Origin of the sequence: Planotetraspora silvatica (assembly GCF_016863315.1) — a bacterium.
Classification (GTDB): domain Bacteria; phylum Actinomycetota; class Actinomycetes; order Streptosporangiales; family Streptosporangiaceae; genus Planotetraspora; species Planotetraspora silvatica.
The window spans coordinates 107,134-118,316 of the sequence record NZ_BOOQ01000010.1; the positions used below are offsets into that span (position 1 = coordinate 107,134).

At 69.1% G+C, this 11,183-nt stretch carries 13 protein-coding genes; 9 read left to right on the forward strand and 4 right to left on the reverse strand.

Annotation, left to right across the window (positions count from 1 at the left end):
• The first annotated feature begins 12 nt into the window (after positions 1-12).
• The 8 genes from Psi02_RS09770 (at position 13) to Psi02_RS09805 (ending at position 6,815) form a co-directional block, all read left to right on the forward strand.
• A complete protein-coding gene (locus tag Psi02_RS09770) occupies positions 13-747 on the forward strand; it encodes an ABC transporter ATP-binding protein (RefSeq protein WP_203973135.1) in 735 nt (244 codons plus the stop codon).
• Entirely contained in the window at positions 744-1,928 is a 1,185-nt protein-coding gene (locus Psi02_RS09775; protein WP_203973136.1) for an ABC transporter permease, read from the forward strand. The genes Psi02_RS09770 and Psi02_RS09775 overlap by 4 nt, the downstream gene beginning before the upstream one ends.
• A gap of 44 nt (positions 1,929-1,972) precedes the next feature.
• On the forward strand, positions 1,973-3,136 hold the full coding sequence (locus Psi02_RS09780; protein ID WP_203973137.1) for an acetoin utilization protein AcuC: 1,164 nt from the start codon (positions 1,973-1,975) through the stop codon (positions 3,134-3,136).
• 62 nt (positions 3,137-3,198) lie between these two features.
• The gene (locus Psi02_RS09785; protein ID WP_203973138.1) at positions 3,199-3,999 is read left to right on the forward strand and encodes a phosphatase; all 801 of its coding nucleotides are present in this window, start codon (positions 3,199-3,201) and stop codon (positions 3,997-3,999) included.
• Between the two features lie 309 nt (positions 4,000-4,308).
• Positions 4,309-4,512, forward strand: coding sequence for a helix-turn-helix domain-containing protein (locus Psi02_RS09790; RefSeq protein ID WP_030456159.1), 204 nt, complete (start codon positions 4,309-4,311; stop codon positions 4,510-4,512).
• A 158-nt stretch (positions 4,513-4,670) separates the two neighbouring features.
• Positions 4,671-4,769: a 30S ribosomal protein bS22 gene (locus tag Psi02_RS09795; protein ID WP_018654693.1), complete on the forward strand. Its 99-nt coding sequence runs from the start codon at positions 4,671-4,673 to the stop codon at positions 4,767-4,769.
• A 121-nt stretch (positions 4,770-4,890) separates the two neighbouring features.
• Positions 4,891-5,862 (forward strand): NAD-dependent epimerase/dehydratase family protein, encoded by a 972-nt coding sequence (locus Psi02_RS09800; protein ID WP_373317614.1) that lies wholly within the window; start codon positions 4,891-4,893, stop codon positions 5,860-5,862.
• Positions 5,859-6,815, forward strand: coding sequence for a lysophospholipid acyltransferase family protein (locus Psi02_RS09805; protein WP_373317615.1), 957 nt, complete (start codon positions 5,859-5,861; stop codon positions 6,813-6,815). Before Psi02_RS09800 ends, Psi02_RS09805 begins: the two co-directional genes overlap by 4 nt.
• 10 nt (positions 6,816-6,825) lie before the next feature.
• On the opposite strand, the gene Psi02_RS09810 is transcribed toward Psi02_RS09805, so the two are convergent.
• The 3 genes from Psi02_RS09810 to Psi02_RS09820 all read right to left on the reverse strand — a co-directional run bounded on the left by Psi02_RS09810 (position 6,826) and on the right by Psi02_RS09820 (position 9,221).
• Positions 6,826-7,692 carry an HAD family hydrolase gene (locus Psi02_RS09810; RefSeq protein ID WP_203973140.1) on the reverse strand — a complete coding sequence of 289 codons (867 nt, stop codon included), beginning with the start codon at positions 7,690-7,692 and terminating at the stop codon, positions 6,826-6,828.
• Positions 7,693-7,757: 65 nt separating this feature from the next.
• On the reverse strand, positions 7,758-8,441 hold the full coding sequence (locus Psi02_RS09815) for a DUF5667 domain-containing protein (RefSeq protein ID WP_203973141.1): 684 nt from the start codon (positions 8,439-8,441) through the stop codon (positions 7,758-7,760).
• 84 nt (positions 8,442-8,525) lie between these two features.
• The gene (locus tag Psi02_RS09820) at positions 8,526-9,221 is read right to left on the reverse strand and encodes a sigma-70 family RNA polymerase sigma factor (RefSeq protein WP_239094761.1); all 696 of its coding nucleotides are present in this window, start codon (positions 9,219-9,221) and stop codon (positions 8,526-8,528) included.
• A gap of 138 nt (positions 9,222-9,359) precedes the next feature.
• Here Psi02_RS09820 and Psi02_RS09825 point away from each other — a divergent pair, with 138 nt between their 5' ends.
• Positions 9,360-10,856 (forward strand): putative quinol monooxygenase, encoded by a 1,497-nt coding sequence (locus Psi02_RS09825; RefSeq protein ID WP_203973142.1) that lies wholly within the window; start codon positions 9,360-9,362, stop codon positions 10,854-10,856.
• A gap of 41 nt (positions 10,857-10,897) precedes the next feature.
• On the opposite strand, the gene Psi02_RS09830 is transcribed toward Psi02_RS09825, so the two are convergent.
• A complete protein-coding gene (locus tag Psi02_RS09830) occupies positions 10,898-11,146 on the reverse strand; it encodes a glutaredoxin family protein (protein ID WP_203973143.1) in 249 nt (82 codons plus the stop codon).
• Between the last annotated feature and the right edge of the window lie 37 nt (positions 11,147-11,183).

The following is an 11,183-nucleotide window of genomic DNA, read 5'->3' on the forward strand; positions in this document are numbered from 1 at the left end:
ACGCAACCCCCCATGACGTCGCCCACGGCGTTCGAGGCGATCGGGCTGACCAGGTCCTACGATCTCGAAGGCGTGTCCGTGGACGCCTTGCGCGGCGTGGACCTGCGCATCGAGCAGGGCGAGTTCGTGGCTCTCCTCGGGCCGTCCGGCTCAGGCAAGTCCACGCTCATGCACCTGCTGGGCTGCCTCGACCGGCCGACGTCGGGCATCCTGCGGGTAGGCGGGGTCGACGTCGCGACCCTCGACGACACCCGCCTGGCCGAGTTGCGCAACCAGACCATCGGCTTCGTCTTCCAGTCCTTCCATCTGCTCGCCCGGACTCCTGCGCTCGACAACGTGGCACTGCCTCTCGTCTACCGGGGCGTCACGAGATCGGAGCGGCGCGCCCGGGCCGAGGCGGCGCTGAAGGCCGTGGGGCTCGGGCACCGGATGGGCCACCGGCCCTCCCAGATGTCCGGCGGCGAGCAGCAGAGGGTCGCCATCGCCCGTGCCCTGGTGGGCGATCCTCAGGTCGTCCTGGCCGACGAGCCGACCGGCAACCTCGACACGCGCAACGGCGAAGAGGTGATGAACCTCCTCGAACGCCTCAACGCCGACAGCGGAGTGGCCGTCGTCCTGGTCACGCACGAGCCGGACGTCGCGGCCCGCGCCCGCCGGCAGATCCATGTCCGCGACGGTCTCATCGAACTGGACTCGCGATCCCGTACGGCACCGGCCGGCGAGACGACCGAGGGGGGGGCGGGATGAGGACGGCGGAGGCGCTGCGGATGGCGCTGGAGGCCCTGCGGGTCAACCGGCTGCGCAGCACGCTGACCATGCTCGGTGTGATCATCGGCGTCCTGGCGGTCGTGATCCTCGTCGCCATCGGAACCGGAGCCAAGAACGCGGTCGAGAAGGAGATCGCCGGGCTCGGCAGCAACATCATTCTCGTCGTCCCCGGACAGGTCGGCCTGGGAGCCGCCCCGACGCAGAGCCGTCTCGACCTGACGGACGTGGCCTACGTCCGGCGCGTCGTCGGAGACCCGTCGAAGGTCACGGTGGCCGTCAACTCGGGCGAGTCGGTACGGGTGGGGCGTAACGAGGTGTTCGCCACGCTCACCGGGACCGACGAGAACATGCAGAACATCTTCGACCGGCCCTTGCGCCGTGGCCGCTACATGACCGCGACCGACGTCGACACCCGCCGCCGGGTGACCGTTCTGGGTTCGGAGGTCGCGGGGAAGCTGTTCGGTGACGTCGACCCCATCGGGCGTCAGGCGACGATCGCGGGCGTCCGGTTCCGGGTGATCGGGGTCTACGAGTCCGTCGGCTCCACCTTCGGCGTCGCGCGGGACCAGGAGGTGCACGTCCCGGTCACCACCGCCCAGCGGCTCATCGGACTGCCGCGGATCAACGGCATCGCGGTCGGCGCGTCCGGTCCCGACGAGATCGAGTCGCTCCAGCACAAGGTCGTGGCGGCCCTGGACGCCCGTTATCCGGACGAGAAGTTCTCCGCCGTGACCCAGACGCAGCTTCTGGGGACCATCGGCACGGTCCTCAGCATGCTGACCGGGGTCCTGGCCGCCATCGCCGGGATCTCGCTGCTGGTCGGAGGAGTGGGAGTCTCCAACATCATGCTCGTCAGCGTGCGGGAGCGGACCAAGGAGATCGGCCTGCGCAAGGCTCTGGGCGCCCGCCAGCGTGACGTTCTGTGGCAGTTCCTGATCGAGGCCGTGCTGCTCACGACGATCGGCGGGTTGATCGGCATCCTTCTCGGCGTCGGCGGCGCCCTGCTGATCCAGGCGCTCTCACCGGTTCCCGCCGCGATCACCTGGTGGTCGATCGCCCTCGCTTTCGGCGTCTCCGTCGGTGTCGGGGTGTTCTTCGGGGTCGCCCCCGCCCGGCGGGCAGGCCGGCTGGACCCCGTGGTCGCCCTCCGCTCCGAGTGATCCGCATGAGGTCCGGCGGACCTTCGTGCGGTAGCGTCGCGGGCATGAGTCAGGCGGTGCGGGTCGTCTGGGACGACGCTCTGATTTCCTATGACTTCGGGCCAGGTCATCCTCTTGCGCCCGTACGGGTCGAGCTGACGATGGCGCTCGCCCGCAGCCTCGGAGTGCTCGACGGCGTCGAGATCACCGGCTGCGCCCCCGCGACCGACGACGAGCTCGCGCTCGTTCACCATCGCGACTACATCGACGGGGTCAAGGGGGTCTCCGGCACCGGTCGCCCGAACCTCCGCTGGGGTCTCGGGACCCCGGACAACCCGGCGTTCGCCGGGGTGCACGAGGCCTCGGCCCTGGTCGCCGGAGCCACCCTGGAGGCCGCCAGAGCCGTCTGGACCGGCGGGGCCGAGCACGCCCTCAACGTGGCAGGAGGGCTCCACCATGCGATGCCCTTCACCGCGAGCGGCTTCTGCGTCTACAACGACCCGGCGATCGCCATCGCGTGGCTGCTCTCCCAGGGCGCCACGAGGGTCGCGTACGTCGACGTGGACGTCCATCACGGCGACGGCGTCCAGGCGGTCTTCTACGACGATCCGCGCGTGTTGACGATCAGCCTCCACGAGAGTCCCACCACGCTCTTCCCGGGGACGGGCTTCCCCCGGGAGACGGGCGCGGACGGCACCTCCGTCAACGTCGCCCTGCCCGCCGGGTGCGGCGACGCGGGCTGGTTGCGCGCCTTCCACGCCGTCGTCCCTCCGCTTCTGCGCGAATTCGCTCCTGAGGTCCTGGTGACCCAGCAGGGCTGCGACAGTCACGCGCTCGACCCTCTCGCCCATCTCATGCTGAGCCTCGACGGGCAGCGCACGGCCTACGCGGAGCTGCACCGGCTGGCGCACGAGACCGCCGGAGGGCGCTGGATCGCCACCGGGGGCGGAGGCTACGAGCTGGTGCAGGTGGTGCCGCGGGCCTGGACCCACCTCATCGCCGAGGCGGCGGGTTCACCCGTCGATCCCGGGACCCCCACACCGCAGGGCTGGCGGGACATGGTGAAGGAGCGGACCGGGGAGACGGCGCCGCTGACCATGACGGACGGCCGCCACCCCGAATACCAGGACATCGCGCGGGGATACGATCCAGCTGATGCCATCGACAGGGCGATCCTCGCGTGCAGGAACGCCGTGTTCCCCCTCCACGGACTCGATCCGATGCCGTAGCTCGACGGCCGGATCCGAGACCCCGCCGGAATCATGACGACACCAGGAGTGCTGTACCGATTGTGACCCGTCAGCCCGCCTCCCCTCCTCCTCCCACCCGCGCCGAGCTCAGCGATCATCTGGTCCGGACGCGCATCGCGGGCGAGGTCGCGACCAGCCGCGAGAACAACCTCGATCATTACCGCTCGCTGGCGCTGCGTGACCCGCACTACATGTTCGGGCTCACGCTGTCCGGTGAATGGACGTTCGCCGACATCCTCGAGCTCATGGCCAAGAAGACGGGCGTGGTCGCCGACCCCCGTCATCGCGAGGGTCAGGACACCATCGATCCGGAACGGACGATCGACGCCGTGGAGGAGATGGGCGATCGCATCGCGGCGGTGCTCCGCCGCGGCGGAGCCCGGGTCATCGTCGCCACCGGGCACCCGACCGGCCTGCTGACCGTCCATCTGGCCCTGGCCCGGTTCGTCGTCGCCCACGGAGCGACGCTGCTGGTTCCCGCCGAGGGGTGGAGCTACACGTACGGCGGGCTCGGCAGGCGCAGGAGGATCCGTTATCTCGACGGCGTGGCCATGCTCGACGACCGGGGCAACCTGGTCCACACGCACGATCCGCACCCCATGCGCGCGATGCTGGCGGAGGAGCGCCCCGACTTCGTGATCGCCGACCACGGCTGGGCGGGCGCGGCGGGAGAGGCCGGCATCGAGACGGTCGGATTCGCCGACTGCAACGACCCCGCCCTCTTCGTCGGAGAGGCCGAGGACAAGATCGCGGTGGCCGTGCCGCTCGACGACAACGTGTTGCCGCGCTATTACAGTCCGCTCACGGCCTACCTTCTGGAACGGATCACTCAGGGGTTGTGACCCCAATCCGGACATCCCATTCGGGCATTTCGCGCCCGCTTTTCCACCAGAGTGTCCACCGTTTGCCAACTTTTTTGTGATCCTGGGCGACTCTAATGTGAGGGAAGTTGGTCCGTTCCAAGGTTGAGGCGAAGGGCACGACCCGGCTGCTGCCAGCGATTTCTCGGTTTTGACGGCATAAGACTCCGGTGGCTGATGAAATGGGGGGTTTGCCTACATGGAGTCCGGACTTACGCTGACAGCAGTACACGTGCGTGAGCGAAGGCACCAGTGGGGATAACCCGGAAACACGTGCGGAAGAGGCGTCCGATGGGTGCAGGCGAAAGACCTCTCAGCGAGGTGAAGTTTCTGACGGTCGCAGAAGTTGCCACCGTCATGCGGGTGTCCAAGATGACGGTGTATCGGCTCGTGCACTCGGGCGAGTTGCCGGCCATCAGGGTCGGCCGATCTTTCCGAGTGCCTGAGCAGGCCGTCCACGACTACTTGAGGGACGCGTTCATCGAGGCTGGATGAGGCGCCCGGCGGCCGAGACCGTCGCTCCGAGGAGCGCACGGTTCGACGCAGGCCACGCGGGACCCCCTTGAGGGGCGATCTACCATGGATCGCCGGTAGGCTGTTGAGCCGGTGTGCGTTCGCGCGCCGGTCTGACACCACCTTCACCTGGGGGTCCCGTGGGCTCTGTGATCAAGAAGCGCCGTAAGCGCATGGCCAAGAAGAAGCACCGCAAGCTGCTCAAGAAGACTCGCATTCAGCGGCGTAACAAGAAGTAGTCGAGACGGAGCGCGCACCGGTCCCGAGGGACCGGGCCACCGTTGAAATGCCCCATACTGCGAGGCGACGTTGACCCACACCGTGCTCGTCACCGGGGTCTCTCGTCATATCGGCGCCCGAGTGGCCAGTGCTCTCGCGGCGGATCCGGGGATCGGGCGGGTCATCGGTGTGGACACGGTGCCGCCGTCCTCTCTCACACGTGACGGCGGAGCATTGCTCGGCCGTACCGAATTCGTCCGGATCGACCTGCGGACCCCCGACATCGCCCAGGTCATCTCGGCGGAGGACGTCGACACCGTCGTGCACATGAGCCTGGTCAGCGAGCCCGCCAAGAGCCGCTCGGCCATGATGGAGCACAACGTCATCGGCACCATGCAGTTGCTGGCCGCCTGCCAGCGATCCGCGATGGTGCGCCGGGTGGTGGTCCGTTCGACCACGGCGGTGTACGGCTCCTCGCCGCATGCCCCGGCCGTGTTCACCGAGGACACCGAGCCCGTCGACGTGCCGCACAGCGGCTACGCCAAGGACGCCATAGAGATCGAAGGCTACGTCCGCGGGTTCGCCCGACGGCGGTCCGACGTGGTGACCTCGACTCTGAGGTTCGCCAACCTCATGGGACCGCGCGTCGACTCGCCCCTCACCAGGTACTTCTCGCAGCCGGTGTTGCCGACCGTCTTCGGCTTCGATCCCCGGCTGCAGTTCGTGCACGAGGACGACGTGGTCGAGGTGATGTGCCGGATGGCGGTCGAGGACCGTCCCGGCGTCTTCAATGTGTCCGGCGACGGGGTTCTGCTGCTGTCCCAGTGCGTCCGGCGGTCCGGCCGGACGGGACTGCCGGTCCCGTCCCCCGCCTTCGGCGTCCTCGGGATGCTGGCGCGGACCACCGGCCTGGTCGACTTCTCTCCGGAGCAACTCGCGCTGATGAGCCACGGCCGGGTCGTCGACACCACCCGGCTGGCCGCCACGCTCGCCTGGAGGCCCAAGTTCACTACGGCTGCCGCGTTCGACGACTTCTTACAGTCGCGCGGCACGGGTGCGGACAGGACGGCCGCCCTGGTCGACTGGCTGTCCGGCCTGGCGACGAGGCGGTGAGCGAGATTCCTGCTTCCGAGACGTCCTCCGAGGAGGGCGCACGGATCATCCCCATTTCCGCGGTCCGTGGGACGCCCCCACCCGGCCCGTCGGACGCCACAGGCCCTGCGGGATCGGTGGACGAACGGCTCGCCGAACTGCTCGCCCTCCTCCGGCGCAGGATCGCCGGGGACTACGAGGTCGACGAGTTCGGCTTCGATCCCGAGCTCAACGACAAGGTCCTGCTCGAGCTGATCCGGCCGCTCTACCGGCACTGGTTCCGGGTGGAGACGCTCGGCGTGGACAACGTCCCCGCCGAGACCGGCGCCCTGGTGGTGGCCAACCATTCGGGCACGCTTCCCATGGACGCACTGATGATGCAGGTGGCGCTGCACGATGAGGCGCACCGGGCGGTCCGGCTGCTCGGCGCCGACCTGGTCTACCAACTGCCGGTCCTCGGCCACCTGTCCCGCAAGACGGGACACACCCTGGCCTCCCGTGAGGACGCCGACAGGCTGCTGCGCAAGGGCGAGCTCGTCGGGGTCTTCCCCGAGGGCTTCAAGGGCGTGGGCAAGCCCTTCTCGGAGCGCTACAAGCTTCAGCGGTTCGGCCGCGGCGGCTTCGTGACCTCGGCCGTCCGCGCCGGCACGCCGATCGTTCCCTGTGCCATCGTCGGCGCCGAGGAGATCTACCCCAAGATCGGCGACTTCTCCACGCTGGCCAGATTGCTCGGCCTGCCGTACCTGCCGATCACGCCGTTCTTCCCCTGGCTGGGCCCGCTGGGCCTGATCCCGCTGCCGTCCAAGTGGCTGATCGAGTTCGGTGAGCCCATCCGCACCGACCAGTTCGACCCTGAGGACGCCGACGACCCCATGCTGGTCTTCAACCTGACCGACCAGGTCCGTGAGGCGATCCAGCAGCAACTCGACGCGCTGCGCCTGCGGCGTGGCCCCGCCTTCCCGCCGTTCTTCTGACCGGGTCTCGCTAGCTCGAGCGGTAGTGCCGGCGCAGCGCGATGCCCGCGGCGACGCCGCCGGCGATGGCGCCCGCCGTCGCCGCGATCGGCAGGCCGATCATCGTGGCCTTCCGCCCGGTACGGAAATCGCGGATCTGCCAATTCTGGTCCCTGGCGTACTCGCGCAACTCGCTGTCGGGGTTGATCGCGTAGGCGTGGCCGACGAGCGACAACATGGGCAGGTCGTTGGCCGAGTCGCTGTAGGCCGAGCAGCGTGACAGGTCGAGCCCCTCGCGCCGGGCCAGCGCCCGGACGGCCTCGGCCTTGGCAGGCCCGTGGAGGAGGTCGCCGACGAGCCTGCCGGTGTAGGCGCCCTCCGCGGTCTCCGCGACCGTCCCGAGCGCTCCGGTCAACCCCAGACGCTGCGCGATCACCCGGGCCAGCTCGACCGGCGTCGCGGTGACCAGCCACACCCGCTGGCCCGCGTCCAGGTGGGCCTGGGCCAGTGCCCGGGTGCCCGCCCACACGCGGTCGGCCATGACCTCGTCGTAGATCTCCTCGCCGAGCCGTACGACGTCGTCGACCTTGAGGCCGGCCACGAAGGCCAGGGCCATCTCCTTGGCCCGGGCGATGTGCTCGGGGTTCTCGTTGCCTCTGACGCGGAACCAGGCCTGGCCGGCGGCGAATCTCATGAGGTCGCTCGTGGTGAACAGGCCGCGCGAGGCCAGGCCCCGCGCGAAGTGGTAGATCGAGGCGCCGCGCATCATCGTGTTGTCGACGTCGAAGAAGGCCGCCGCGGTGGGATCCGGGATCACCGCCGGCGCCGAGACCGCCGCGGCCGCCGCCACTTCACCCGCGATCTCTGCCGCTTCCCGCCGTCGCAATAGCCGCCTCATGGCACATCAGCTTAACCGTCCCGGGTTGCCCCGAATGGGAGCAGCCGCGGACGGCACATGACGTGTCAACGGCCGGGAACCGTGAACATGTCAATATATTTCAGATACTTATTCGCTTTCTTGCGATTTGCGGCATCGAGCTTCGGAAGTAGTGACTCGACGGCTTCGCGCTGCTCTCTCGCGAAGCGCCCTGCCTCGGTGCTCGCGGCCTTCCCGTGCCGTTCGACCCGGCCCAGCGCGGCCCTGGTCGTGGACTCCATGTCCTCAAGGGTCCGTTCGATGAGCTCGTCCCGGCTCGGGTCCGGTGTCGAGTAGGCCGCCAGGGACGCGGTCTCGGCCGCCCTGAGGCGCGCGGCGCCCATCTCCCGATGGGCCCGCTCCTCGCCGGACGCCATGGACAGCAGCGTCGACTCCGCGGCCCGCTTGAGCGGGTAGAGCGGCTCGCCGGGGACGGAGTGGTAGGTCCGGATGCCCGTGCCGTACATGCCGATCAGCAGCACCGCGAACACGAGGGCCGGGCGGAACCGCGCGAACAGCGATCGGCGGCGCACCTTCGGCCGTTCCGCGGGCGGTTCCGATGCGGGCACCCGTTCCGCGGCGTGGGTCCGCAGGAGCTCGTCGCGCAGGCCGGCGCGGAACTCGGGGCTCGGGCCGCTGAGGAAGCCGCTGAGCTCCGAGAGGCGCGCGACGACCTGGCCGCCGCGTGTCGTCCGTCCGCGCAGCCGGCGCGAGGCTCGCCAGCAGCTCATGAGTAATGCTCCCGCCATCCCCCGTTTGATCCACCCCTGCCACATGCCCAACGACGGGACGGGGCGCAGGTTACGGCAGGTGCGCTAACCGAGATCCTTCGGTAGTGACCGGGCGAGCGCCTTGATCGCCCGAAATTGCAGGGCCTTGATCGCACCGCTCTTCTTGCCCATCGCCACAGCCGTCTCGGCCAGTGACATCCCATGGAGGAAGCGAAAGATCACACAGGCCTGCTGCTCGGGCACGAGTTGCTTGATCGCCTGCATCACCCGCTCGTTCACCATGTTCGTGACGACGGCGTTCTCCGGGATGTGCGGTCCGTCCAGCGGCCGGTCGAAGACCTCGGCGGTGGTGACCTCGAGGCGGTTGCGGCCCGACTTGAAATGGTCGGCCACGAGGTTGCGGGCGATGGTGACCAGCCACGCACCGAAGTCCCTGCCCTGCCAGGTGAAGTCCGAGATGCTCCGCAGGGCGCGCAGGAACGTCTCGCTGGTGAGATCCTCCGTCTGCGCGTGCGTGCCGACCCGGAAGTAGATGTAGCGGTACACCAACTCCAGGTAACGGTCGTAGAGCACGCCGAACGCCTCGGTGTCCCCGGTTTTGGCGCGCAGGACCAGCTCTCGCATCTCCTCGTCCTCGCCTGCGGCGGGGTCGATGGAGCGCGCAGGAGGCGATGCTCCGCGGGCGGCTGGAGGGGCCAGCCCGGCCAACGGCCACGTGTTCGGCATCCGGTGTCCCTTGGGGGAAGGGGAGTCCGCGTGCTCGAACACTCTAGAAATCATCGGCAAATAACACAATCCGTCTGAGCGCCGCAGTCACCATACGTGACGGAACTTGTTCCCTGATCGGGGTGGTCCGGGGGTGTTTGTGGGGATCCGGCTACCCGTCAGGCGGCAATGTCCGGCAGCATGGGTTCCACCATGGGAGTCCTTGTCGCTTTCTTAGCCCTCGCCGGCGCCCTGACCGCCGGGATGACCACAGCTGTCCTGATCGGGCGCCTCCGCGAGGAGCCGACGGGTTGGCTGATCGCCTGGAGCGTCGCCGCGGGCGCGCTGACCCTGTCACTCGGGACCATCGGGATCGGCCATCTCGCGGGCTTCGGGGCCGGGACCTTCCGGATATCGCAGATCACGGGGTCCTTACTGGCTCCGCTCTGGCTGGCGGTCGGCGTGTTGCAGCTCCTGGCGGACAAGGGGTCCTCCCGCTTCGGCGGGTGGTTGATCGGCTCGGCGCTGACGGTCGTCGGCGCGGTCATCATGCTGCTCGACCCGATATCGGGAGCCTTCTCCAAGGAGCTTCCCGACGCCGGAGCGCACTGGGACATCTGGCCGGAGTATCTGCTCCACGGAGTCCACGGCCTCGTGATCGTCATGTTGGTGATCTCCCTGGCCGTCTCGCTGCTGAGCTGGCGTGACGGTGACGACTTCGACATCGACAACATGCAGGCCACAGTCGTGCTGGCCCCCGCGGGCCTGCTGCTGTCGGCGGCGCTGGAGCTGGGCCTGCCCGCCATCCTCGTGGTGGTCCTCATGGCGGTCACCGCCGGAGGCATGTGGTACGCCGTGGCCAGGCCGCTCGCGCCGTACGAGGACGACGACGAGGACGAGGACGACGAGCCCGACGAGTGGACGGGGCGCTCCCGGCGCGCCGCCGACCGTCGCGAGCCTCAGGTCGCCGCCCCGTCGCCTGTCCCGCCTCTTCCGCCGGCGCCCCGGCGATCGGGTCTCGGCGATCTCGTCGCCGAGTACCAGGCGAAGGAGGAGGCCGAGCTCGACTTCGCGAACCGCATGCAATCGGCGGACGGCTTCGGCCCCCGCGCGCGGCCGGACGACTTCGCGGGCCCGGCGACCGGGCAGCTCATCATGCCCGACCCGTACGGCCAGCCCCGCCAGGCCGACTTCGGTGTCCCGGCTCCCGGCGCCCCGCCGGTCGATCCCCACGACATGCCCGCCACCGGCATCATGTTGCCCGTCGTGGACAGCCCGGCGTTCCCTGCGGCCGCCGCGGCGGCATTCGGCTCGGCCTTCGGCGCGGCGTCCGGTCAAGGCGTGTCCGCGTCGCGCCAGGACGGCTCGGTCAAGCCCGCGGCCGGCATCTACGGCATCCTCACCGTGTTCACCCTGATGGACGGCTCAGGCGAGGCCTTCGACAAGCTGGCGGAGGAGACCGTCGAGGCCGTCCTGCGGAACGAGCCCGACACGCTGATCTTCATCTGCCACGCCGTCAAGTCGGCGCCGCTCCAGCGCATCGTCTACGAGCTCTACCGCGACGAGGTGGGCTTCTCCGAGCACCAGCGCCAGCCGCACATGGAGCGCTTCGCCACCGAGCGGCAGCCGCTTGTCCTGGCGACCAACGTCATCGAGCTCACTGTGAACGCCGCCAAGGTGGTGCCCCTCCCCGCCGCCTACCGCGTCTGATCGCGCTCGCTCCGCTTTGCCTCGCCGGAGGCGAGGCAAAGCTAAACGTGCAAGGCGGCGCGGAGGCGGGTCTCGTTCACGCGCCAGTAATCATGCTGGACGCCGTCGACGAGGACGACCGGGATCATCTCCCCGTATTCCGCCAGGTCCTCGGGGGACGCGGTGATGTCCCTCTCCTCCCATTCCACACTGAGATCACGCGCCACTCGTTCCACGACCGCGCGGGCGTCGTCGCACAGGTGGCAGCCGGGTTTGCCGAGCAGGGTGATCCGGTGATCCTGAGGGGACATGGCCCCAGGATATGCCGGTCCACGCGGGTCGGATTCG